The following is a 24,023-nucleotide window of genomic DNA, read 5'->3' on the forward strand; positions in this document are numbered from 1 at the left end:
AAAATAAGGGTGAAAAGCTCCTTCAGGTCATGAACCGGCGGGCCAGGGGTTCTCAAACTTGCTGCTGCCCAGCTCCAGCTCACGGGCGGAAAGAGTGAGTTGAACTTCCATGGGTGTTTCTCCCTTAGCTGCAAAGCTTTCGTGATACTCAATACAGTAGGCATCCTTAAACCGCAGCTCTTTCATTTTTGAAAGTGCGTCACGCCTGTAAAATATAATACTGCCGCTTTTGAGCTTGGTATTTGAGATCATCCAGTCAAACAACTCTGTATTACCGTCAGATTCCAGTGTAACAGTTACAAGACCTCCTTTGGGGCGAGCGGCCGGCTTGCCGTTATGATCTATACTTTGGGTGAATGAATAGTGGCAGTTGATCACATTCATTTCTTCGCCGTCTAAACGCATTACTGATTTGAAAGACATAGTCTACAGGTTTTTAATTAATATGGTACTTTTCAGGGTTTGTTAACTAAATAACTGAATTCCAATCACAACCCAGGGTGCAAACATTTAAAACCGGGTTACAATATATGGCTACATGCGAATTTAACCATTCCCAGACATATTCCGCATTTCCGGTTATGTTTTATCATTTGTCATTGGAAAAATACTGGTTTTCAGTTACTTGATATATTATTTAAATAATTCTTCCCAGTGTCATTCTTTTCCCTGACCTCCATCATTGAGCAGCAACCCACCGCCGGTTAGCTTTGTGGTCATAATCCCGTAAAGAGATTTGACCCATCTAAGATCAGATAAATAATGATGCTAGAAACGAAGCCCGGAGCTTTTGCTCCGGGCGTTTTTATTTAGTTCCATTCTTTAATAGCCGCACGCAGCGCAAAAAAAAAACTGCACGAAAAATGAGTTTTGCCGAAGGCGAAACTCATTTTTTGTGCTCATGTTGCCACTCGCTCTTCCCTAAATTCTAAAAACCCAACTCTGACTATATAAAAATCTAAATAAATAAATTAGATTTGTCTAAAATAATAATTTAGACAAGACTAAATAATATTCTGTAATGTATCTTAATTCTACTTTCAAATATCTAAAATTCTCAATCGCAGGACCGGTCGTATTCTTACTGATATCCAGTCCTGCCTTTTCCCAAACCATACGCGGCCGGGTCATGGCAGACGGTCAACCCATATCCTTAGCCAGCATCTTCCTGGCAGAGAACGGTAAAGGCATAGCCACAGACTCTGCCGGTTATTTCAAACTGGAAAATGTCAAGCCGGGAAGCTATACATTAAAGTCATCCGCTACAGGATTCAGACCTTACACCCGCCGTGTCACCATAACCGGCAATACGCCCGTAACCGTGAATATCACTTTACAGCAGGACGTTACCAAACTGAACGATGTGGTGGTGACTGGTACGCTGAGACCTGTCAGCCGGGCAGAAAGCCCCATACCGGTAGAAGTATATACCCCTAAATATTTTCAGAAGAACCCATCACCTTCCCTGTTTGAATCTATCGGTATGGTGAACGGCGTACGGCCACAGTTGAACTGTAACGTGTGTAATACAGGAGATATTCATATTAATGGTATGGAAGGGCCTTATACTATGGTCCTGATAGATGGTATGCCTATCGTCAGCTCACTATCTACAGTATACGGGCTGAACGGAATACCTATTAGTATGGTAGAACGTATAGAAGTAGTAAAAGGCCCCGGTTCTTCATTATATGGTTCAGAAGCCATGGGAGGCCTTATCAACGTGATCACGAAGAATCCTGCTACAGCTCCGGTAGTGAGCCTGGACGCATTCGGGACTTCCTGGCAGGAATATAATGTTGATGCCGCTGTAAAGTTAAAGGCAGGCTCCGCACAATCCATTGTTGGCGTAAATTACTTCAACTACCAGCATCCGTTAGATAAGAATCATGACGGCTTCACGGATGTTACTCTGCAACAGAGGATCTCTGTATTCAATAAATGGGGATTTCAGCGAAGAGATAACAGGGTAGCCAGCCTGGCAGCGCGTTATGTATATGAGGACCGCTGGGGTGGCGATATGAAATGGAGCAGGCAATGGAGAGGTTCTGACAGCATCTACGGAGAAAGCATCTATACAAAAAGACTGGAACTGATAGGCATGTACCAGTTGCCGGTCAAAGAAAAGATCATGCTGCAATTCTCCTACAATCGCCATAACCAGAATTCTTACTATGGTCATACCCCTTTCATGGCAGATCAGAATGTGACCTTTGCCCAGGCTTACTGGGACAAACAACTGGGTGAAAAACACAGCCTGCTGGCTGGCGCTTCATTCCGGTATACCTATTATGATGATAATACGCCCGGTACTTTAGGGGCAGATGGTAAGGTAAATGAACCAATGAAGACACCGCTGCCCGGAATATTTGTGCAGGATGAATGGGTGTTTGCTCCAAAACATAAGCTGTTACTGGGATATCGTTATGACTATGACAAACACCATGGCAATATCCATTCTCCCAGGATAGCTTACAAATGGACGCCTAATACAGATCATACTGTGCGTGCCAGCTTTGGTACAGGTTTCCGCGTAGTGAACCTGTTCACAGAAGAACATGCCGCTTTGACCGGTTCAAGAGAAGTTGTTGTGGCGGAAGCGCTGAAGCCGGAGAAGTCTTACAACGCTAATCTTAATTATGTGTGGAAAATAACGATGGATAACGCCTTCATCAATATAGATGCAACAGGCTTCTATTCTTATTTCACCAATAAGATCACGGGCGATTTTGATACAGATCCCAACAAGATCATTTATGATAACCTGCGCGGACATGCCGTTTCCCGTGGTATCTCGCTCAATACGGACTTCGCGTTTTCTTTTCCTCTTAAAATAATGACAGGTATATCTTATATGGATGTTTACCAGGTGGAAGATAACGCTGTGGGCGTGTCACAGAAATCTATCCAGCTGAATGCACCCGCCTGGTCAGGTACTTTTGTGATAGGCTATAGCCTGCCTGCCGGCTTTTCTGCCGATCTGACGGGCAACTGGAACGGTCCTATGCGGCTGCCTGTGCAGCACAATGATTACCGGCCAGATTATTCTCCCTGGTTCATGCTTGCCAATATCCAGCTTACAAAGAAATTCCCCAAAGGCTGGGAGGTGTATGGCGGTGTAAAGAACCTGTTGAACTATGTGCCAAAGTATGCTTTGATGCGTCCATTCGATCCGTTTGACAAGCATGTGAATGATCCTGTGAATAATCCTAATGGTTATACATTCGATACAGAATATAATTACGCTCCGCTACAGGGCATCCGTGGTTTCCTGGGAGTAAGGTATAATTTGTTCAGGTAACAATGCGTGTGTTAATGAATACCATATGGCTCCTGTTGTTGACTGCCGTTGTGCATGCGCAGCAGGAGCCTCTTTCTTTTGAGCAGCTGGCAGATAGTATGGCTGTTCATCCAAAACCTGTGGTAATAAAGATCGTTACCAGCTGGTGCCCCTACTGCCGGCTGCAGGACAGGCAGATCTCCGCTTCAGCAGATGTTCAGCAGGTGCTTCGCAATGATTGCTATTTCCTGGTACTGGATGCTGAACAGCATACACCGGTACAGTTTAATGATACTACTTATACTTTCTATTCCAATGGTTCTGCCAATGGCATTCATCTGCTGGCATTAAAACTGGTTGGTAATAAGCCTGCTTATCCTGCCTGGGTGGTGCTGGATGAGAAATATGTGGTGAAGGGAACTTATGCCGGCATGCTGAAAAGCAGGGAGCTGCTCCGGTTCCTGCTTTTATATCTGCATGAACAGGATTCCTAAGGTCCGCAGATATAAAAAAATGACACTTTCCAGTAGAAAGCGACGTGGCGCTAAAGTGCTACCGCAGCCCATACACTACCCATACTTTATAGTAGCCTTTGAGTAGGAGTATCTATGCGGTATCTATACCTTACTTCAACTCCACCTTTCAAGTATGTTTCAAGCATGTCATAAGCATGTCATAAGCATGTTTAGTGTATGTATTGCGGTAGCACTTCCGCATCACGGTATAATCCTGATATAGGTTTACACTTCTGTCAGATAATCCTGTTTGAAGTTTACAATTGTTGCCAAATCATATAATTTCTTGTACATATCATCGAATTCCCATTAATATTAAAAACAATACCGGATTATTGCATACAATTACCTAAACATGTACCCTTATGTGCAGGCTACTGCTGCTGTTATTTTGTACCTCTCTCTTTACTCCCCATACCCAGGGGCAAAGAAAAGATACAAACACCGGCAGAATAGACCAGCTCCTCTACCATGCAGCAGCCCTTATCAACAAACCCGGAGAGGAACCAGCCACTCTAGACAGCTCACTAACCCTCCTCTCTGAAGCAGCCCGGTTAAGCGCTTCCCTGCATGACAACGGAAGAACAGGCAAATGTTACTACCTGTACTCCAAAGCTTACAGGGAAAAAGGAAGCCTTGAAAAAGGAAAAGCCGCTGCTGAAAAAGCCCGGGAGGTTTTCACTGAAGAAAATATGAAGGGAGAACTGGCAGATGCCCTGGTAGAAGAAGCTAATTACTACAGTATTTATGAAGATGCCCGGTTAGAACATAAAATACAATTATATGAACAAGCCATTCCCCTCTACCGGAAAACAGGACAGAAAATAAATGAAGCTAATACGCTGATGATAATGGGCGATTGCTATCACTTCGGGGGCAAATACAGGGAAGCGCTTCCGGCATTACAGCAGGCTCTCAAATTATATAAGGAAAACAATTATAAAGAACTACAAGCTATTTACGATCTTTTGGGGATAGTCGCCACAGCCATGGGAGATTACAAACAAGGCCTGAGCTATGGCCTGCTGGCTGTCAGGACCGCAGAAACACTGAAAGACACTTCTACACAGCTATGTACGATCTATAATAGGGTGAGCGTTACTTTTTCAGATATGGGAAATACGGAACAGGGGCTGATATACGCACGCAAATCCCTGCTGGTTGCCCAACACCTGCACGATACAGCAGCTATTCTTACAGTATTCGCCAATATGGCGGGTATTTATATCAAACAGAGGAACCCTGCAGAAGCGCTGGTATTGCTGGATGATGTTTCTCAAAGGTACAAACCTGTGGCGCCCGATGTGATGTTCCGGATAAAGGTACTTAAGTTAATAGCTTATACAGATATGAAACAGTATGCCAATGCCGGAGTATATGTTCATGAGCTGGAAACATTAGTGTCGGAGGTAAAGGAGCCGCATTTCAATCTGGTATTGGCCTGTAATGCCTTAATAAAGTATTTTCTCGCTACCCGGAAATACGGCCGCGCAGCCATGTACTGCCGGCTGCAAATGGAAGCCAGCACTAAACTGGGAATGCTGAAACCTCTGTCCCAGAGTTATCTTTACTGGTTTAAAGCTGATTCTGCATTGGGAAAGTATCCCCAGGCTATTCAGCATTACCAGCTTTACAAAGCTACTACAGACTCACTGTTCAATGTGGCAAAAAGCGGGCAGATAGCGCAGCTGCAGATCCAGTATGAAACAGAGAAGAAAGACCAGGATATCAGGTTAAAACAACAGAACATTGAATTACTTACCCGCCAGGGCTTATTAAGAGAAGCTGATCTGAAACAGACACGGCTCATCCGCAACGTGATCATTGCTGGCGCGGGAATGTTATTATTACTGCTGGTACTGGGCTTCAACCGCTATCAGCTGAAGCAACGCAGTAATCAGCAATTACAGGAACAGCAGCAGGAAATTGCCCAGCAAAACCTTTCCCTGCAGGAGCTGATCGCCATGCAGAATAAATTACTGGATGAAAAGGAATGGCTGGTGAAGGAGATACATCATCGGGTAAAGAATAACCTGCAGATAGTTATGAGTTTACTCAATACACAGGCAGCATACCTGCATGATGAAGATGCCCTGGATGCCATCCGGGAAAGCAGGCACCGCATGCAGGCCATTTCCCTGATCCACCAGAAACTATACCAGTCAGAGAACATGGCGCTGATAGATATGCAGCAGTACATACGGGAACTGATAAGTTATCTGAAAGACAATTTTTCAGACATACAACGGATCTATTTTGACCTGCAGATAGCAGATGTGCAGATGGACGTATCGCAGGCCGTCCCTGTAGGACTGATCCTGAATGAAGCCGTTACCAATGCTATCAAATACGCCTTCCCCTCAATGGCGCATGGTACTGTAACTGTATCCCTGCAATATACCGGTAGTAATCTTTTAGCACTCACTGTTGCAGATAATGGGCAGGGCTTCCCGGAGGGCTTTGATATCCTTACCAGGGGCTCTATGGGCGCCAGGTTGATGGATACACTGACAGAGCAGCTGGAAGGAGTACTGACTATTAAGAATGCCGGCGGAGTAGTTGTCACTGTCACATTTAAACAACAACCTCTTTCCGATACCATTGCCTGATCATGAAAAATATTGTAATTTTCGTGGAGATAGTCGCTCCGTAGCCCAAGCCATTCTATTTTCAGATACTATGCTAACCAGTTATCCCAATAATGAAAAACTTGTAGCAATAAGGAAACATGAACAAAAGCCGCTGGAAAAGTGTAATGCGTAAGTTGTAGCATTAATAACATAATTCAACCGGGAGATGGAAAAACTGCACTATGGGAGAAGAAGAGGCCATACATATAAAATATTCTGACAGGTTATCCGGGATACTGATCTGTATAACAGTGTTGTTGCTGCCATTTACTACAATGGCGCAGCAAACGGGTATTGATGCCTGGATGGAAACCCGCCCCGTTACACATCCCATCAGTGAAGCGCTGGCAGATATGTGGATGGCAAAGGCGGAAACCTATAATATCTATGACGAAGAACAGCTGACCTGCAGGACCGGTTGCTATGAACAGGCGATATTCCTGTTAAAAGGTACCGGTAATACACTGAAAGAAGCCATGGCATTACAGCGGCTGGGCGATTGTTATAATCACCGGGGATGGCTGCAACCTGCCAGGACCACACTGGAAAACTCCCTGGCGCTATACCGGCAGGTGTCATGCAGGCAGCTGCAGGGCGTATATAATCTCCTGGGAAATGTGCTGGACCAGATGGGCGATTATGACAAGGCATTACAATATGGTTTTCTGGCCGCACAAACAGCGGAAGAGCAGCAAGACTCTTCAGCATTGTTATGCACTATCTATAACCGGCTGGGATTGACATATTATCATCTGACAGACTATCAGCATGCCCTGTATTATTTCCAGCAATCCATGGCCATAGCGGTTAAATGCAGGGATACCATTGCCATCCTGACGCTGGGGCCCAACATTGCCAATTCCTTTCAGCGCCTGGGCCAGCCGGAAGATGCTGTTAGTGTATTGGAAGATATGAGGGACCGGTACCCCATTACTTCCAATGAAGATAAAATTACCTTAGCCGCCGGATTTGCCGGCAGCTACGTCCGCATGGAGCAGTATGGGGAAGCAGCGAAATATATACAACAGCTGGAGGAGTTGTCAAAAACTTTTTCTGCATCTAATTATATGCAGGACGTGGTCTTTGCAGCAGTGCTCAATTATTACCTGGCAACAGGGCAATACCATCAGGTATACCGCTATGGCAAAGCATATAAGAAATATTGTGAAGAGGGAGGTTATATTCATGAGCTGCTGAACGATTATCTTTACCTCTTCAAAGCCGATTCTGCATTGGGCAGATCGCTGGCCGCCATAGACTGGTATCAGCAGTATAAGCTGCTGAACGACTCTCTTTACGGAGAGGCTAAAAGCCGGCAGATAGCACAGTTGCAGGTAAAGTACGAAACGGAAAGGAAAGACCATGCCATACGTCTGAAAGACCAGGATATCCGTTTGCTGAAAGAGCAGAGCCGGTTACAACAGGCCGCATTGAACCATACCCGGCTCACAGGCGGTGTAATAACAGGAGGAGCTACATTGCTGGTCATTCTGCTGGTTATGGGATATAACCGTTACCAGATGAAACGGGCCATTCACCGGCAGTTACAAACCCAGCGGAGGGCTATCAATGAACAGCATGAAGCGCTGCATACCTTGCTGCTGGCACAAGGTACATTGCTGGAAGAGAAGCAATGGCTGGTAAAGGAGATCCATCACCGGGTAAAGAATAATTTACAGACCATCACCAGCCTGTTGCACACGCAGACGGCTTACCTTGATAATAAGGTAGCAGTGAAAGTGATCCGGGAAAGCCGGAGCAGAATGCAGGCCATTTCGCTGATCCACCAGAAATTATTTTTGTCTGAAGGTCGTTCTACTGTAGATATGCAGTTGTATACACAGGAACTGGTAGCATATTTTAAGGATAGTTTCGTGTGTACACAGCAGATCAGCTTTCAGCTGGAAATAGCGCCCGTCTGGCTGGATGTGATCCAGGTGGTGCCGGTAGGGCTGATCCTGAATGAAGCGCTGACCAATGCACTTAAGTATGCTTTCACAGAGAAAGAAGAAGGAACAATAACTGTATCATTGCACTGTACATTGGGAGAGTATCTTTTATTAACAATAAAGGATGACGGTAAGGGATTACCTCCCGATTTTGAAAAACATAAACATTCGTCAATGGGATTGCTGCTGATGGAAACCCTGAGTGAGCAACTGGATGGTTCACTATCTGTCAAAGGAGAAAAGGGAACAACTGTTATGCTGATATTTAAACCACCGCATACCAGAAACAGCACTCCTGCAATAAAGAATGTACTTAACAAAACTGCGTAGTATGGATGAAAAAATTATGATCGTGGAAGATGAGCTCATCGTAGCAGGAGACATCCGTTTAACGCTTGAAAGAGCGGGGTACAAGGTCTGTGGAATAGCCCGTTCTGTACACCAGGCGCTGGAGATCATTGGGACCAACAAACCTGACCTTGTATTGCTGGACATTTTTCTGAAAGGAGAACAGACCGGCATAGACCTGGCCAGGGAGCTTAATAAAAGTAATATCCCATTCGTATACCTGTCTGCCAACTGTAACAGGCAGGTGCTGGAAGAGGCTAAAGTAACACAGCCTTATGGCTTTATTATAAAACCGTTCCGTGAAAAAGACCTGCTGGTAACGCTGGATATTGCGCGTTACCGTCATGAGCATAGCAGGCAATTGAAGGTGAATCCTTCCGGCAGACTGGTGCCGGAGCCGTCTGACAGGAAAGATAAACAACCGGTCATTCCCAGCTTTGAGGGTATTATTGGTGATAGTGACGTGATGCAAAGGGTATTTGACCTGATAAAGCAGGTAGCTCCGCTGGATACTTCTGTGCTGGTGCTGGGAGAAACGGGTACGGGAAAAGAAGGGGTGGCTAACTGTATTCATAACTTATCGCCCAGGAAGTCCAAGCCTTTTATAAAAGTGAACTGTGCTGCATTGCCGGTACACCTGATAGAATCAGAGTTGTTCGGGCATGAGAAGGGCGCTTTTACCGGTGCGCTGGAAAAGCGTATTGGCAAGTTTGAACGGGCGGATGGTGGTACTATCTTCCTGGATGAAATAGGAGATATGCCGGCAGATATGCAGGTGAAATTGCTGAGAGTATTACAGGAGAAAGAAATAGAACGCATCGGCGGTAACGGGCCTGTGAAAGTGAATGTGCGTATTATTGCCGCTACCAATCGTAATCTTGAAAAGGAGATAGCGGAAGGCCGTTTCCGGCTGGACCTCTATTATCGTTTGCATGTATTCCCTATCATATTGTCTGCGTTACGGGAAAGGAGGGAAGATATTCCGCTGCTGGTATCTCATTTTATCAGGCTGTATGCCGTTGCTGCGGGGAAACAGGTGCATGACATATCGCCGGCGGCGCTTCGGCAGCTGATGGAATACAACTGGCCGGGAAATGTACGGGAGCTGCAGAACCTTATCGAAAGGAGTGTATTGCTCTCACGTGATAGCATACTGAAGGATGTGGTATTGCCGGTACAGGAAGAAAAGAAGGAAACAGCGGTAGGAATATCTGCAGACAGATCTATTAAAACCATTGTGGAAATGGAGCGGGATCATATACTGGCAGTACTGAAACAATGTAATCACAAGATATCCGGTCCTGGTGGTGCAGCTGAGCTGTTAAACCTGCCGCCTTCCACGCTGGCTTCGAAAATGAAGAAGTTAGGGATTGTGAAGCGGCATACATTATAGTCCCGATAAAAGATACAACAATCAAAGGAATACGGCCATTGATAGTCAGGCGCTGTGAGAGTAGATTTGAGGTGTAAATAAATCGAATACCTTCCTTTTATTCATACAGTGGAGCTTGATTGTAATGGCCGTTTCTATCAAGGAACGGTCCTTTTTTTGTACTGACTTTAACTGACATCATTAAATTAAAAAACAACTTTTATGGAATATCATTACGATACTGTTGCAAACGCAGTAAACGCCCTGAAAAAGCAAGGCTTCACCAAAGACTTCAACATAGACGGTAACTCTCTCATCTGCGACAATAGTAAAGTGCACCTCAACGATTTCAAAATAGTAGATGTATACCGCTATGAAGGCAACAGCGATCCTTCTGACGAAGCCGCCGTATATGCCATAGAATCATCAGACGGATCCAAAGGAGTACTTGTAACAGGTTACGGCGCCTCTGCAGACCCATTGTCCGCAGAAATGTTAGAAAAATTATCTCTCAGGTAAAAATAATAAGGGACTGCATTTAACAACACAGTCCCTTTATATATGCGGTTGGTTTTATTAACGTTAATGTACAACTACAGCATCCCCACCATCCTGCAGCAATACAGGATTGGTAATACGTGTGCGTCCTCCTGCCAGTATAACACAGGAAAGTATAGCACACCCCGCCATGATTGTCACCATTGGCATGGGATTATCTTTACTGAGCAGGCTTGAAAAAGTAGACGCCAATCCACCAATACCCATCTGCAAAGCTCCCATCAGCGCAGCTGCACTACCGGCGTTCCTTTTGAAAGGCGCAATGGAAAGCGCAGCAGCATTAGGATAAGCAAATCCCAATCCGCTGAGATACAGGAAAAGCATAATGATAGTGCCGGTAATACCAAACCATCCATAATAAGTACCTATAAAGAATATGGCGCCTGCTATTGCCTGTCCCAGGAGAGCCGGGCCAATGATCTGATCACTGCGGTACTTCCTTAACACCAGGCTGTTCAACTGGTTGGAGCCAATAAATCCTACGGAGAGCCCTGCGAAGATCCAGCCGAAAGTTTCTTTACTTACATGAAAGATATCGATGAAGATAACCGGTGATGCGGATACGTAAACAAACAGCCCTGCAAACGCCCATGCACCTGTCAGCGCATAAGTAGCAAACTGTGGCTCGCGTATCACTTCCAGGAAACCATTGATGATAGGCCCTGGTTTCAGGGAAATGGAGGGATCCGGCTGATGGCTTTCCGGCAGGAAAAAGATACAGGCAGCCAGCACCATTGCACCCAGGAGGGTGAGGATAATAAATACGCTCTGCCATCCCCAGGCAACGGTCACATATCCTCCAACAGTAGGAGCTATCATGGGAGAGGCGCCTACCACCAGCATGAGCAGTGCAAATACTTTAGCGCTGTCTTTAATGGGGAAGAGGTCGCGTACCATTGCTACAGAAGCTACGGTAGCTGCGCAGCTGCCTATGGCCTGTATAAACCGTACAACTACAAATGCACCCAGCGTATGCGCGGCAATACAGCCCAGTGATGCCAGTATATATACCACCAGTCCGATATACAACGGTTTCTTACGGCCAAACCTGTCCAGCAGGGGACCGTATAACAGCTGTCCTGCTGAAATACCTATGAAATAGCTGGCCAGTGACAATCCTATGCTGGCAGAGGTGGTGTGCATATCCGCTGCTATGGCCTGGTAACCTGAAAGGTACATGTCTATTGAGAAAGGGCCCAGTGCGGTCATTAAACCTAAAATGAGGATCAGAACAAAATATTGCCTGCCCGTTACGTTTGCTTCCATGCTAAGATTGAATAATGATTGCACAAAGATATCGAAATATCGACGATTATCAATATGTCAAAACTATCAAGTTTGAATTTGCTTCCGGCCGGCCCTTTTCCCGGAAAAACTCTTGGCATCACAATTGCCGGATTCATCCATCATCAACCATCCCATTATGTTAAGAGATGTTCCCGGACAACGCAGCCTGCAAAAGAACCTCATGCTGGCATCATCCACTGCATCTGTTGCAGGTATGACCAATGTAGTAGGCGTAATTGCTTTTTTATCATTTGTATCGAACGTAACCGGCCACGTAGCTACCCTGGCGGGGAATATATCTGACCGGAACATCCGGGAAGTATATATTGTGATCTACTGGCTGTTCATGTTCTTCCTGGGGGCCTTCATCTCCAATTTCATTGTAAGATCGCTGGAGAATAAGAGCACCTACCGTGCCAATGCCACACCTATCCTGATGGAGATCATCATCCTGACGGGAGTGGCTATTTATGGCAATGATGTGTACAATGGGAGCGAAATGCAACGGGAGGCTATTACCGGCGCGGTACTATTCTCTATGGGGTTACAGAATGGTCTTGTCTCCCGGGCCTCCGGCGGATTGATCAAAACCACCCATCTTACAGGCCTGATCACAGATCTTGGTGTAGAACTGGCGGAACTGTTGCACCCAAATGTGGAGAATACCCGCACTTTGAGAGAAAAGATCTATATCAGGCTCACTATTCTGGCCTTTTTCATATTTGGCGGTGTATTGGGAGGTTATCTTTTTAATATCATCGGGATAGCAACGTTCTTTGTCATACCCTGCATACTGTTAACCATCCTGTTGTATGATATTTATCCTGTATTACTGCACAGGTTGAAAAAACGATTGTTTTCGTAATTTACGGCTTTCAGAGAGCCTATGAAATATTTACTACTCTTATCCCTTCTCATCCCTTTTACAGGTATGGCGCAGCCTCCTGGCGATACTGCATTGATGAAACGTCATAAGGTCCGGTCTTCAGTTGCCTGCATTGCCCAGGTGAATGACCCGCAGGTACGGCAATACCGTACGGTAGACAGCAGCATCTACGACCGGCAGGGCCGGCTCAGCCTGCAGCGGACATACAGCTGGTATGGTCAGCCGGGATTTACAGAAAGAAGATTCCTTTATAATAGTTACGACCAGCTGATATCTACCCTGACTTCAGGCACTACAAGTATCCGCCTCAAAGATTCTGTTACCTACGATGCGCAGCACAGGGCAGTGGCTCAGATAGCCTTTATCGGCGATGCTTCGCTGGTGCTGACAGACAAGGTCATTGCCTACAGCAAGAAACAGGCGCGGATAACAGACCGGAAGAATCCTCAGTTCATAAAGATAAAGGTGCGGGAAGACGATCAGCACGGCCGGTTGAAGGAAGAGCGGCTGTATGACAAGGTAGTGTCAGACGATAGTGTGGAAGAGAAGGAGGTATACCAATATGCTCCCTGGCCTTCCATGGCTGTAACGGGGAAAATGACATACAGGCGTTTACGTGGTGGTCCGCTGTTGCTTTACACAGAAGAACACTATATGGCTGACAGCAGTTACAGTATGTCGCGCACCTATGCGTTGAATGAGGAGCATAAATTGCTGGAGGAAGTGCATACCTCCAGAAAAGCAGACAGCCTGAATGTTATCCGTTACAGAACAATGGAAGGCCGCCTGGCTCCCTGCAAGCGGGAAGTGATACTCTTAGACTCCCGCGGACTAAAAACCGCGGCCTTATACTACCTTCTGGACCCTTCAGGCAGAGAGCGGTTGTACCAGGAAATGAAATATGAATACCGGTTTAATTAGTAGTATTTCAATCTGCCCCGCAGGGCCAGATTGCTCTTTATAGAAAAATTCAAACCAATAAATAATCAGAATTTGAAAATTTTTTTCAACTGATATTTGGTTATTTACAAAAATCCCCTACCTTTGCAATCCCAAACATCGAAAGATGGTCACGGGCTCGGGGCGTAGCGTAGCCCGGTTATCGCGCCTGCTTTGGGAGCAGGAGGTCGCAAGTTCGAATCTTGCCGCCCCGACCGGGAAAAAGGAGATCAAGAAATTGATCTCCTTTTTGTTTTGTACGCCACTTCTTAGATTTGTTATCCTAATCGGTATATTTGGTCTATGCGTATCACAAAATTAGAACTGGGAAATTTTAAACGTTTTTCTGATCTGACGATCGAGGGAATTCCCGCGACGTCTAAACTCGTTTTGTTGATTGGATCAAATGGGTCGGGAAAGTCTTCTGTTTTTGATGCGTTTGATTATTTCGCAAGAGGATATAAGAATCCAATAATGATGGATTACTATTTGAAGGAAGGCGGTGATATTAAATTGCTATTTACGTTTGCCGATGGAAAACGAGAGGGTACGGTCGATGGTTTCAATTATATAAGTGATAATCTCCGATTATATAATAAGTTTATTGGAAGAAGTAGTATTCGGATTGTACCCAGAATTAAAAATTCAGGAGAAGTCGATGTTTTGGCTTCCAATGGGGATAGTCCTGCTTCCTTTATTGATGTAGATGAACGATTCAATAATGATGTGACTGCATATATTCAAATGATTGACAATGCGCTGCGTGAACCTGTATTTAGTGGTCGCTCTGCTGATACTTTGAAAATCTTTCAGGACTTTATCCGGCCTTTAAATACTTCTTTACTAAATATTTTTGGTGGTGACGAGAGTACAACAATTCAGATTGCAGAATATCAGAATGCGAATGCCCAGACAAATCCTAAATTAATTTTTAAAAAGGGAGCTTCTAGAATTAATTATGACTTATTAAGCCATGGTGAAAAGCAGGTTGTCATTCTTCTTTTAAACTTTATAGTAAGGAAAGAGCAATATAAAGATGCAATTATTTACATTGATGAAATGGATTGTCATTTGAATACCTCTTTGCAATCCAGGTTGCTTGAAGAAATTGTTAATACATGGATTCCTGACGATGCACAATTATGGACAGCTTCTCATGCATTGGGTTTTATTGATTATGCACGAAGCGCAGACAATGCTAGTATTATAGATCTTGATTTACTTAATTTTGATATACCTCAAATAATTACTCCGGAACCAAAAGAAAATCTGGAAGTTTACAATATTGCTTTGCCTAAGGAGACCCTGCAAAATATCCTTCGTGATTATAAATTAGTAGTAGTTGAAAATCAAAATGCAGCACATTACAATCTGGCGCTAAGTGGAAAGAAGTATTTGTTTCTTCCTGAGAAAGATAGTAGAGATGTGTTTCTAAACGTTAAAGGAGATGCTTCTAAATTGGGCATAAGAGATAGAGACTATATCATGGATGATGAAATCACAAGAATTCAGACAAAATATCCCAATCTCCGCATATTGCGTTACTACGCTTTTGAAAATTATATTTATCATCCAGATAATATAGCAGAACTTGATTTGATTGTTTTTAATAAACAAGAGTATATTAAAGAAATTACGGATCAAAAGAATCAAAAACTTCTTGCGATAGTTTCTGGTATTGAGGTGGCAAGACAAGGCTATAGTGATTTTAAGGATGGTGTTCAAAAGAATAAATCAATAGAGCCTATTTTGCAGGCATTGGGAAGTGATGAATTTGAAACCTTTTATCCTTTTTTCAGTATGAAGACCTATTATAGTAGAACGTATCTGCAACCAATACTTAATAAGGTTGCTATCAGTGATCTTGTTAAAACTAATTGGTTTAGGGATAAAATTGAAGATTTATTGAAATAGTCTGTCACTTCTTTTTTATAGCGATGTTATGCCTCTTTACTAGTGCTAAACACAATACAATTAAATTTCAATCAGTACTAATTCAAAAGCTCTTTCAAAAAACCACTTTTACAAAGATGAAAGTAATTTGTTTCAGCTCTTTCTCCTAACCTACACATCAAAAAGAAATTGAAAATGAGGCACTCCGGAAAGAAAATTTTTTTGGTGATTAAAAATTGTTGCTTAATATTGCAGCCTGATTTGTTTTAACACTGGCCCCAAAAGATGAAATTGTACTGAAGCAGCTAGACCCCGGACAATACTTAGAAAATTTCCAGCATACTAATCCAAAGTTCTCGAATAGTTTCTGTATAAGCTATTTGAAAAATTGAATATTGAGATGCCCCAAAATAACACCACACCCGTTGCCGCTACAACATTACGGCAACTGATCGCTGCACCTCTGCAAGCAGCCATGGAAGCACAAACAGCCTCCTCTCTGGCAGTTGCCGGCCTTGTAAAAAAGATCGGATTTGATGATAAGCAGCAGCTTGTAATGGCAGACTTTTCGCATAACCGCCCCGGAGAGGGAAGTATGCAATTAAAGGTGCCATTGATCTCGCTCATTCCACTCAACTGCCTGAGCATACAGGAAATGAATGTAGATTTTAATGTGAAGGTCAGCAGTCAATCCCGCGCCAGCATGGCCAGCCGCCGTACAACCACCAATGCGTCTTACCAGATGCATATGCAGGTGAAAGCCGTGCGGGAAGAGCTGCCTGATAGTCTCATCTCAGAACTGAACCTCCCTTCGTTTTAGTATAACATCACAAATAGTAACCCCATTTTTTATCACTAAATGTAAAACACAATGGCAAAAACAAATGTAAAAAGCCAGACCCCACAGCAGAAAATCGCATTACAGACAACTACTGATGCTTCCCTGCCCACTGTAGCCGATGCTACTGATGCCGCCGTAGAAACGCTTAACAAGCTGTCCCGTGCGGTAACCCCAAGAGGTGCGGCAACTGCAAGAGGTATCAACACAAACCTCGTGTCAGAACTGAACAACATCGACTTCAAAAAAATGATCGGTGGACCGTTACAGGCAGCTGTAGATGCACAGGTAGCCAGCTCCATGGCTACAGTGAATTTCATCAACGCCGTTGGTTTCGTTGAAGAAGACGGCAAGAAAACACTTGTAATGGTAGACTTCACCCATGAAAGGAACGATGTGAGTGATACCGGTAGTGCAATCAACAAAAAAGTTTATGTAAAGGTACCGCTGCTCGCCATGCTCCCCATTCCGAGCCTGCGTATCGAACATGTGATCATCGATTTTAATGCTAAGCTTAACTCCGTAGAATCTTCCACTGTATCTGACGCCCTTGGCGTTAGCGCAGAAGTGAAAGGTGGCTGGGGTCCTGTTAGCTTCAAAGTATCTGCTTCTTACCAGAGAAAATCTGTTACAGGCATAGAAGTTAAAAAGGAATTTGCCCTGAATGTGAATGTAAAAGCTGTTCAGGACGAAATGCCTGGCGGCCTTGAAAAGATCCTGGGCATGCTCGCTGCGTAATTATTAACCAGGGCTGGCTGAAAGGCAGAGAAGCTATCGCAGACACCTTCCGCCAGCCCTTTTTTTCCCTGTCAACCTGATATAATCATGTCAAATATTACACTAGCAGACTATGTTGGCTTTATATTCTCTGAGATCAACCGCGCGCGCGATCATGCAGACAAGGTAGCAAAAGAGATGGCCATTGCCTATGCAAAGGACGATGTACTAAAGCATTTCTCTGTACCCCGCTTCAAGGTACCTGAAATGGAACTGACCATCCCGGTGCTTATCTCATCCGCTAAGTTCTCTACCACATTGTCGTTTGCCATGACGCAGGCAGACTTCACCAGCTTTATCCAGAACCGGGTGAACTCCTGCATACAAACCCTGCTCATCCGCCGTAGCAATGTAGATATAGATTTTACCGGTATCAACAATGCAGTGTTCGATGAACCGGTCTTTGGTCGCCCACCTGTAAGTGTGGAGAGCTCTCTTCCTACTGCAGGAGAGTCCATGCTCCGCAAGGTGCGTGGAAAAAGAATCGCCGCCCCTCTTCCTACAACCAATAGACCTCTTTCTACCAGCATACCACAAGCTATTGCAAAGTTCTACCAGTTACTGGTAGCCAATGCCGATCCCTCTAAACCAGAGAATATTGCCCAGGTAAGCTTTGCGGAGATCTTCAATGCCGCTATTACAGAACATAACCTGCTGGCAGAATACCGTGCGCAGTACCCGCAGAACGAGATGTTCAAACAGGCTTTGCAGGAAGTGATACAGAAGATCAAGGATAATACCGTCGTTTCACAAAGCAAAATGGAGAACCTGCTGGTAAACCCGGAAACCAACGTGGTAAAGAGTGGCAGTACCGATGCCACCGTGTTCACCATCAAGGCAAAGATCATGGAAGAAGGCGTATTTGTAAAAACGGTGAAGAATGAAGAAACGGGCGAGGAAGAATTATTAGTGGAATTTGAATAGATAAAGCTATGCAAAGGTTCTATCATAACGACAAGCAACAGCTTATACAGCTGCTCAGTGTATTCAATGAGGTATCGGCTAAATACAGCCGTAAAGATTTTGACACGGATATTGCCCTGAAAGCGCTGCTCGATAAAGCCGCAGCGCGTTATAAGGAAGGCGGGCATACTGACAAAGAAAGCCAGGTCCGCTTACTACAGGCAGAAATTGCTACGGCAGAAAGGGGGATCCATCCTGAAACGCGTGAGCGTGTCACCACGCGCAGAAGTGAAATGAGAATGGGCATCCTGCTGAAGGTATTGCAAACCCTGGAGCAGATGCTGCGGGAAGAGCTGACCACTGCCAATAACAAATTACAGGAGGCCCGGGATATAGTAGCGCAGATACTGCTGGCTGGTATGCAGGGTGGTATCCTGGAAGATGTTGTGCTGACAAAAGATAATAACGAAGCAGAGCTGCAGGCCATCTGGAAATTATTATCGGCCGATGGTAATATTGTTCTCGGGCAAAAACGGGTGTTGATGATGGTTAGCATGTATGACATCCTGCTGCTGATGGATGAGCTGTTTGCCCTGATAAACCAGCAATTGCAGATTGCGCCGGCGTTAGTGAACAGTGCTAATTAGAATGACAGGAATCTTATTACAAAAATAGAACCCTGCAAATCGCCTGGTTTAAAGGGTTTCCTGACTTTGATGGCATCCAGGCTAACATTTATGGTTTGTCTCTGCCAATAAATCTTTCCTTGCCTAGCAGAAAATTAATAGCTCTGGTAATATTCTTATCAAGCGTCTCTTCTGTTTTCAGATTAGCTAAATACCGTACAATCTCCAGCTTCAACGAAGGTATCAGCTTGTCAAAAACAGCTTTAGCCTCTTTGTTGGTCTTTAAGGCTTTTAAAAATTTTGGCGGTGGCTTGATTGTTCTGTCCTCCGGGTCAAATCCGATAGTCAGGTCAACGGTTTTACCAACATGCTGAGGGGAATTTTTGAGCATTGTTGTGTTGATATAAAGCCGCCATTCACCACTATATCTTACCAGGGTTTGTTTGTACGGCTGGTTATTCAATGTACCACAAACAGGTATAGGTCCTTTGTCTTTGTTTGCCTGTTTGAAGATGTTTTCCAGGATATCTTCAGGTACAAAAACAAATGGGTTAATTCCAATAATTTGTATTTCGGCGCTAAATTTATTCATAGTCCAAATATAATTTAGGTAATTTTAAATCCCTTGTGGAGCTGATAATTTTAAGGGGCCACATAAAAGAGATGGAGAATAATACGGACTATAACCATTACCGGATTGCGGTTCCTTCTATTTTTGAGGAAGTGTTTTCGCATTTTTACTTCGCTGAGAACAGATCCGATGAAGCCCTTACTCTTACGCTCTTGCCTTCCTATCAAACCATCATGGTATTCAGTTTCGGCACACCTGTTTCTTTCATAACCAGGCAAAACGACCAGGTAGAGATCGATAAATGCCTTGTAATAGGCCCCATTAAACAAGCTGTCGATTACACACTGCCCCCTGCATCTGAGATATTGGTAGCAAATTTCAAGGACGATGCTTTTTTCCGGTTTTTCGGGAACGCCTCCATTGGTACAAGGCTAGCCGCAGAGCCTGACCATCTGCTGGATGACAACTGCTTTACACTGCTATGGACGGAACTCAGCAGAATGAATACTACTAATGAGAAGGTTAACCACCTTCTTGAATTCTGCAGACCTTATATCCGTGCCCGTAATGAAATTGCCGGCCAGATAGCCAGTTTTGATAATGAGGGATTGAGTTCCATTAAAGAGATCTCTGAAAAAAGTAATCTCTCCGAAAGGTCTGTTCAGATAAATCATAAGAAACACTTTGGTTATTCTGCCAAAGAGATCAGCCGTTATCAACGTTTTTTTAAAGCCATTCAGTTAATACAGGATATAGCCATAGAAAACATTAAAGTAGACTGGTTTGAGATCATCCATCAATGTGGTTATTATGACCAGAGCCAGCTCATTCATGACTTTAAACATTACCTCAATCTCAGCCCGTCAAAGTATCTGAAGTTTCAGCAAAGTATATGTAACCCCAGAAGCTAAGCTTCGTTTTCTTACAATTTCCAGAGCGGCCGGATCTTCAATTTTGTGTCATCAGATAACAATAAAAACATTTTATTTATGACACAGGCAAAGATTTTCATTACAGGCGCTACCGGAGCAGTAGGTACTCAATTAGTAAAGAAACTGGCAGCATTAAATATTCCTTTCAAAGCCCTGGCGCGTGACAGCACCAATACCGATCTGCTGAAAAACCTTCCTCAGGCCGAAATAATAACCGGCGATCTGGCAGATGGCCCCGGGTTATACGACGCTTTACAAGGTATTGAAAAAGCTTTCCTGCTCACCAACTCTTCAGAACATGCTGAGCAGTTGCAACTGAATTTTGTGAACATAGCGCATTTAGCTGGTGTAAAACACATTGTAAAACTCTCTCAGTTTGCAGCAGATGAACATTCTCCCGTTCGCTTCCTTCGCTACCATGCTAAAGTAGAGAACAGGATCAAAGAGCTTGGATTAACATATACCTTCCTTCGTCCTAATCTGTACATGCAGGGATTGCTTGCTTTCAAAGATTATATTAAAAACGACGGTACTTTCTACGCCTCAGTAGGAACAGCCCCGGTCAGCGCTATAGATATCAGGGATATTGCTTCCGTGGCTGCAGTGGCTCTCACTCAGCCAGGTCACGAAAATAAGATCTACAATCTTACAGGAGAAGAGTCTCTTACCCATTACGAAATGGCCGATACCTTCTCGCGTGTATTGGGTAGGGAAATCACATTTGTTGATGTAAGCCCTGAGCAGATGGAAGGTGCTGTAAGAGCTGCCGGATTCCCGGAGTGGCAGATAGGGGGACTGATAGAAGATTATGCCCACTATGCAAGGGGAGAAGCCGCCGCTGTATACCATACCGTAAACGAAGTAACCGGAAATGCAGCTATTACCTTCGAACAATTTGTGGGCGATTACAAAGCCTTATTTTAACTGTTTCCAACTTATTTTAAAAAAAGTGTCACGTTTTTAACCGCTCGTTTGTCTTTTATAGCGTAACCAGTATTTAACTATAAAAACATAAACCATGAAAGTCGTTAAAGTAACATACACGGTAGAAGCTTCCTTTGTAAAGAAGAACCAGGAAAACATACAAGCATTTATTAATGACCTGCAGCAAATAAACCATTCCGGCCTGCGGTACCACATCTATTTAGCTAACGATGGCAAAACATTCTTCCATTTTGCTGAATACAACAATGATACTGCACAAAAAACACTACTGGAACTGCCATCATTCATCGCATTTCAGCAACAGCGGGATCAACATCTTGAGACTGAGCCTAAAATTGAACCAATGGAGTTCGTAGATGCCACTTATACCATTTTTAATTAAGAACCAGGAAGATATTATTTGGCCATTATTTCGACCGTATTCCGTCGCTCCCTTTGAGAACTTTGGCTACTACAATCATTGTAGTTCCATTGGCAGTGTTTGGTATTGTGCCGATGTTGCATAGGATACTGCATAAGTGGATAAGCAATTAACGAAAATGCAAAGAAACCGTCTTCAATAATAATTGAGGCGGTTTTTTCTTTTACAGGCAAACGCCAATAATCAGCCTCATTTACAAACTAATCCGGTTTCTTCAAAATTTCTTCTATTTTTATCCCCGGGCTATGCCACTACCCTGAATTGGATACCATCACAAATACCGAGCAAGCACTACTGAACGGCTTAAAACAAGGCGACCATGCCTCTTTTGCCCGCTTATATGACCTCTACAGTGAACGCTTATATGGTAACCTGCTTAAACTGGTAAAACACGCCGAAACGGCGGAGGAACTGTTGCAGGACATCTTCATCCAGGTATGGGAAAAACGTCATACCATTGAAATTCACACCAGCTTCCGGGCTTACCTGTTTCGTATAGGAGAGAACAAAGTATATGATTTCTATCGGAAACTGAGGAGGGACAAGGCTCTCTACGCTTACGTAAAGGCCGCAGCATCAGAACAATACACACATATAGAAGAAAGCCTCCTGTACCGGGAAAACGCAGAGCTGTTGCAAAATGCTATCGCTACTTTGCCCCCGCAACGCAGGCAGATATTTGAATTATGTAAGATCCAGGGCAAATCCTACCAGGAGGTGAGCGCCCTGCTGGGCATTTCCACTTCTACCATCAACGACCATATCGTAAAAGCCACCCGCAGCATCCGTCAGCATTTCTACTCTAATGACCATACCGCCGGCGCCTTGCTCCTGTTAGCTGCGCTTATGGCGGGTAAGTAACTTTTTTTAAAAGATTTAAAGTGGAGTCGCGCTTATGGCGGGTAAATAATTTTTTTTTAAAAAGAATTGAAAAAGGGTCGCTCTCATGGCGGATAAATAACTTTTTTCAAAAAAACTTTAAAACAGAGCAGATGATAATTCCCTCTCAAGCGTCATAGCTATAAATCCTAGTTGTGGATCAGTCATCGTTTACCGAACTATTCCAGAAATACATTAATAATAACTGCACGCCGGAAGAGGTAGACCAACTTATGGAGCTACTGGAGAACAACGGGCAGGGCCAGGCCGGAGAGGAGCTGTTGAGAAGTGAGCTGCTGGCAGGTATGGAACCAGTGGAGGATAGTGACCCGGCTTTACGCCAGGTATTGCAGAAGAGGTTCCAGGCCATTGAACAGCATATTGCCTCACAACAGCCCCGCTCCGGTATTTTCAGACTAACCTGGATACGTACCGCAGCTGCTGTGTTGCTTATCCTCCTGGGAAGCGGAATATGGTATTGGCTGAATCGTGACAGTAATGATACAAAACCGGCCATCGTAGAGAACAATACAGATATAGCCCCGGGTGGGAATAAAGCTGTCCTGACCCTTGCCGGCGGACAAACCATCGTGCTGGATAATGCCGCCAACGGCACTATCAGTCGGCAGGGCAATGCTACTATCAGCAAACAAGGCGGCCGGCTGATTTATGACGTCACAGGCGTCCAAAACGGGGCAGCAGGTTATAACACCCTTTCTGTACCCCGCGGCGGACAATACCAGCTTACCTTGCCCGATGGTACACAGGTATGGCTGAACGCCACTTCCTCCATCCGTTACCCGGTAACTTTCGCCGGAAACGAACGCAGGGTATATATTACCGGCGAGGCCTACTTTGAAGTAAAGCCTGCGTCTCAGCAACCCTTTATCGTTGAAGTACGGACTTCATCCGGTACAGCTGAAGAAGTACAGGTACTGGGCACACATTTCAATATCAACGCCTATGAAGATGAACCACATATTGCCACAACTTTGATCGAGGGGAAGATAAGCGTTGCTCAATCAGGTACACCGGTCATCCTGGCGCCCGGACAACAGGCACGGGTAAGCCAGCATAAACTGCAGGTAATCAGTAAGGCAGATATAGAACAGGCCATGGCCTGGAAGAACGGCCTGTTCAGGTTTGATGGAGTAGACCTGAAAACAGTGATGCGCCAGCTGGCAAGATGGTATGACCTGGAAATCATTTACGAACCAGGTGCGCCGGTAAACGAACTTTTCAACGGAGAAATGCAAAGAAATCTGAACCTGTCACAGGTAATAAATGGATTGGATGGAATGGGAGTGCATATCAGGAAAGAGGGACGACAATTAATTATAATGCCATAGTCACAAACCAACTATTAACGGGATGACCAGTAAACAAAAGCCGGGAGTGGTGGAACACTTCCGGCCGGCGTTTCGGCTTATACCATAGAAAGAGGTCTCAGCAAAGACTACTTATTTAGAATTAA

Annotated in this window: 21 protein-coding genes and 1 tRNA gene; 19 read left to right on the plus strand and 3 right to left on the minus strand. The window is 44.4% G+C overall.

Annotated elements, in window-relative coordinates:
* Nucleotides 1-27: 27 nt before the first annotated feature.
* Nucleotides 28-423 (minus strand): type VI secretion system tube protein TssD, encoded by a 396-nt coding sequence (gene tssD, locus GO493_RS15035; RefSeq protein ID WP_157307027.1) that lies wholly within the window; start codon nucleotides 421-423, stop codon nucleotides 28-30.
* Nucleotides 424-1,021: 598 nt separating this feature from the next.
* Here tssD and GO493_RS15040 point away from each other — a divergent pair.
* From GO493_RS15040 to GO493_RS15065, 6 genes are all read left to right on the plus strand, one after another.
* On the plus strand, nucleotides 1,022-3,301 hold the full coding sequence (locus GO493_RS15040; protein ID WP_157307028.1) for a TonB-dependent receptor: 2,280 nt from the start codon (nucleotides 1,022-1,024) through the stop codon (nucleotides 3,299-3,301).
* Between the two features lie 14 nt (nucleotides 3,302-3,315).
* Nucleotides 3,316-3,774: a thioredoxin domain-containing protein gene (locus GO493_RS15045; protein WP_157307029.1), complete on the plus strand. Its 459-nt coding sequence runs from the start codon at nucleotides 3,316-3,318 to the stop codon at nucleotides 3,772-3,774.
* A gap of 386 nt (nucleotides 3,775-4,160) precedes the next feature.
* Nucleotides 4,161-6,404: a histidine kinase dimerization/phosphoacceptor domain -containing protein gene (locus GO493_RS15050; RefSeq protein ID WP_157307030.1), complete on the plus strand. Its 2,244-nt coding sequence runs from the start codon at nucleotides 4,161-4,163 to the stop codon at nucleotides 6,402-6,404.
* 203 nt (nucleotides 6,405-6,607) lie between these two features.
* On the plus strand, nucleotides 6,608-8,704 hold the full coding sequence (locus GO493_RS15055) for a histidine kinase dimerization/phosphoacceptor domain -containing protein (RefSeq protein WP_157307031.1): 2,097 nt from the start codon (nucleotides 6,608-6,610) through the stop codon (nucleotides 8,702-8,704).
* Between the two features lies 1 nt (nucleotide 8,705).
* Nucleotides 8,706-10,115, plus strand: a complete 1,410-nt coding sequence (locus GO493_RS15060) for a sigma-54-dependent transcriptional regulator (RefSeq protein WP_157307032.1) — start codon at nucleotides 8,706-8,708, stop codon at nucleotides 10,113-10,115.
* 201 nt (nucleotides 10,116-10,316) lie between these two features.
* A complete protein-coding gene (locus GO493_RS15065; protein ID WP_157307033.1) occupies nucleotides 10,317-10,613 on the plus strand; it encodes a hypothetical protein in 297 nt (98 codons plus the stop codon).
* 63 nt (nucleotides 10,614-10,676) lie between these two features.
* On the opposite strand, the gene GO493_RS15070 is transcribed toward GO493_RS15065, so the two are convergent.
* Nucleotides 10,677-11,918: a multidrug effflux MFS transporter gene (locus GO493_RS15070; RefSeq protein WP_157307034.1), complete on the minus strand. Its 1,242-nt coding sequence runs from the start codon at nucleotides 11,916-11,918 to the stop codon at nucleotides 10,677-10,679.
* Nucleotides 11,919-12,075: 157 nt separating this feature from the next.
* Between GO493_RS15070 and GO493_RS15075 the strand changes: the two genes are divergently transcribed.
* The 8 genes from GO493_RS15075 (at nucleotide 12,076) to GO493_RS15110 (ending at nucleotide 18,822) form a co-directional block, all read left to right on the plus strand.
* Nucleotides 12,076-12,804 carry a YoaK family protein gene (locus GO493_RS15075; protein ID WP_157307035.1) on the plus strand — a complete coding sequence of 243 codons (729 nt, stop codon included), beginning with the start codon at nucleotides 12,076-12,078 and terminating at the stop codon, nucleotides 12,802-12,804.
* A 21-nt stretch (nucleotides 12,805-12,825) separates the two neighbouring features.
* A complete protein-coding gene (locus GO493_RS15080; RefSeq protein ID WP_157307036.1) occupies nucleotides 12,826-13,746 on the plus strand; it encodes a hypothetical protein in 921 nt (306 codons plus the stop codon).
* Nucleotides 13,747-13,904: 158 nt separating this feature from the next.
* Nucleotides 13,905-13,979, plus strand: a tRNA-Pro gene (locus GO493_RS15085).
* Between the two features lie 88 nt (nucleotides 13,980-14,067).
* Nucleotides 14,068-15,678, plus strand: a complete 1,611-nt coding sequence (locus tag GO493_RS15090; RefSeq protein ID WP_157307037.1) for an AAA family ATPase — start codon at nucleotides 14,068-14,070, stop codon at nucleotides 15,676-15,678.
* A 379-nt stretch (nucleotides 15,679-16,057) separates the two neighbouring features.
* Nucleotides 16,058-16,477, plus strand: coding sequence for a DUF2589 domain-containing protein (locus GO493_RS15095; protein ID WP_157307038.1), 420 nt, complete (start codon nucleotides 16,058-16,060; stop codon nucleotides 16,475-16,477).
* 51 nt (nucleotides 16,478-16,528) lie between these two features.
* On the plus strand, nucleotides 16,529-17,233 hold the full coding sequence (locus GO493_RS15100; RefSeq protein WP_198315725.1) for a DUF2589 domain-containing protein: 705 nt from the start codon (nucleotides 16,529-16,531) through the stop codon (nucleotides 17,231-17,233).
* 87 nt (nucleotides 17,234-17,320) lie between these two features.
* A complete protein-coding gene (locus tag GO493_RS15105; protein WP_157307039.1) occupies nucleotides 17,321-18,196 on the plus strand; it encodes a hypothetical protein in 876 nt (291 codons plus the stop codon).
* 8 nt (nucleotides 18,197-18,204) lie between these two features.
* Nucleotides 18,205-18,822, plus strand: a complete 618-nt coding sequence (locus tag GO493_RS15110) for a hypothetical protein (RefSeq protein WP_157307040.1) — start codon at nucleotides 18,205-18,207, stop codon at nucleotides 18,820-18,822.
* An 88-nt stretch (nucleotides 18,823-18,910) separates the two neighbouring features.
* Here GO493_RS15110 and GO493_RS15115 read toward each other — a convergent pair whose 3' ends face one another.
* Entirely contained in the window at nucleotides 18,911-19,393 is a 483-nt protein-coding gene (locus tag GO493_RS15115; protein ID WP_157307041.1) for a YdeI/OmpD-associated family protein, read from the minus strand.
* 71 nt (nucleotides 19,394-19,464) lie between these two features.
* Between GO493_RS15115 and GO493_RS15120 the strand changes: the two genes are divergently transcribed.
* The 5 genes from GO493_RS15120 to GO493_RS15140 all read left to right on the plus strand — a co-directional run bounded on the left by GO493_RS15120 (nucleotide 19,465) and on the right by GO493_RS15140 (nucleotide 23,898).
* On the plus strand, nucleotides 19,465-20,283 hold the full coding sequence (locus tag GO493_RS15120) for a helix-turn-helix transcriptional regulator (protein ID WP_157307042.1): 819 nt from the start codon (nucleotides 19,465-19,467) through the stop codon (nucleotides 20,281-20,283).
* A gap of 78 nt (nucleotides 20,284-20,361) precedes the next feature.
* The gene (locus tag GO493_RS15125) at nucleotides 20,362-21,228 is read left to right on the plus strand and encodes an SDR family oxidoreductase (protein WP_157307043.1); all 867 of its coding nucleotides are present in this window, start codon (nucleotides 20,362-20,364) and stop codon (nucleotides 21,226-21,228) included.
* Between the two features lie 94 nt (nucleotides 21,229-21,322).
* Complete coding sequence (locus GO493_RS15130; RefSeq protein WP_157307044.1) at nucleotides 21,323-21,631, plus strand: hypothetical protein; 309 nt, start codon at nucleotides 21,323-21,325, stop codon at nucleotides 21,629-21,631.
* A 300-nt stretch (nucleotides 21,632-21,931) separates the two neighbouring features.
* On the plus strand, nucleotides 21,932-22,531 hold the full coding sequence (locus GO493_RS15135; RefSeq protein WP_157307045.1) for an RNA polymerase sigma factor: 600 nt from the start codon (nucleotides 21,932-21,934) through the stop codon (nucleotides 22,529-22,531).
* Between the two features lie 173 nt (nucleotides 22,532-22,704).
* Nucleotides 22,705-23,898, plus strand: coding sequence for a FecR family protein (locus GO493_RS15140; RefSeq protein ID WP_157307046.1), 1,194 nt, complete (start codon nucleotides 22,705-22,707; stop codon nucleotides 23,896-23,898).
* The last annotated feature ends 125 nt before the right edge of the window (nucleotides 23,899-24,023 follow it).

Origin of the sequence: Chitinophaga tropicalis (assembly GCF_009758205.1) — a bacterium.
Classification (GTDB): domain Bacteria; phylum Bacteroidota; class Bacteroidia; order Chitinophagales; family Chitinophagaceae; genus Chitinophaga; species Chitinophaga tropicalis.

Excerpts from the sequence above, each read along its gene's own strand:
- tssD (WP_157307027.1), bottom strand. The coding sequence starts at position 423 with ATGTCTTTCAAATCAGTAATGCGTTTAGACGGCGAAGAAATGAATGTG.
- GO493_RS15105 (WP_157307039.1), top strand. The coding sequence starts at position 17,321 with ATGTCAAATATTACACTAGCAGACTATGTTGGCTTTATATTCTCTGAG.
- GO493_RS15075 (WP_157307035.1), top strand. The coding sequence starts at position 12,076 with ATGTTAAGAGATGTTCCCGGACAACGCAGCCTGCAAAAGAACCTCATG.
- GO493_RS15055 (WP_157307031.1), top strand. The coding sequence starts at position 6,608 with ATGGGAGAAGAAGAGGCCATACATATAAAATATTCTGACAGGTTATCC.
- GO493_RS15065 (WP_157307033.1), top strand. The coding sequence starts at position 10,317 with ATGGAATATCATTACGATACTGTTGCAAACGCAGTAAACGCCCTGAAA.
- GO493_RS15080 (WP_157307036.1), top strand. The coding sequence starts at position 12,826 with ATGAAATATTTACTACTCTTATCCCTTCTCATCCCTTTTACAGGTATG.
- GO493_RS15070 (WP_157307034.1), bottom strand. The coding sequence starts at position 11,918 with ATGGAAGCAAACGTAACGGGCAGGCAATATTTTGTTCTGATCCTCATT.
- GO493_RS15120 (WP_157307042.1), top strand. The coding sequence starts at position 19,465 with ATGGAGAATAATACGGACTATAACCATTACCGGATTGCGGTTCCTTCT.
- GO493_RS15095 (WP_157307038.1), top strand. The coding sequence starts at position 16,058 with ATGCCCCAAAATAACACCACACCCGTTGCCGCTACAACATTACGGCAA.
- GO493_RS15090 (WP_157307037.1), top strand. The coding sequence starts at position 14,068 with ATGCGTATCACAAAATTAGAACTGGGAAATTTTAAACGTTTTTCTGAT.
- GO493_RS15045 (WP_157307029.1), top strand. The coding sequence starts at position 3,316 with ATGAATACCATATGGCTCCTGTTGTTGACTGCCGTTGTGCATGCGCAG.
- GO493_RS15050 (WP_157307030.1), top strand. The coding sequence starts at position 4,161 with ATGTGCAGGCTACTGCTGCTGTTATTTTGTACCTCTCTCTTTACTCCC.
- GO493_RS15060 (WP_157307032.1), top strand. The coding sequence starts at position 8,706 with ATGGATGAAAAAATTATGATCGTGGAAGATGAGCTCATCGTAGCAGGA.
- GO493_RS15115 (WP_157307041.1), bottom strand. The coding sequence starts at position 19,393 with ATGAATAAATTTAGCGCCGAAATACAAATTATTGGAATTAACCCATTT.
- GO493_RS15040 (WP_157307028.1), top strand. The coding sequence starts at position 1,022 with ATGTATCTTAATTCTACTTTCAAATATCTAAAATTCTCAATCGCAGGA.
- GO493_RS15100 (WP_198315725.1), top strand. The coding sequence starts at position 16,529 with ATGGCAAAAACAAATGTAAAAAGCCAGACCCCACAGCAGAAAATCGCA.
- GO493_RS15110 (WP_157307040.1), top strand. The coding sequence starts at position 18,205 with ATGCAAAGGTTCTATCATAACGACAAGCAACAGCTTATACAGCTGCTC.
- GO493_RS15130 (WP_157307044.1), top strand. The coding sequence starts at position 21,323 with ATGAAAGTCGTTAAAGTAACATACACGGTAGAAGCTTCCTTTGTAAAG.
- GO493_RS15125 (WP_157307043.1), top strand. The coding sequence starts at position 20,362 with ATGACACAGGCAAAGATTTTCATTACAGGCGCTACCGGAGCAGTAGGT.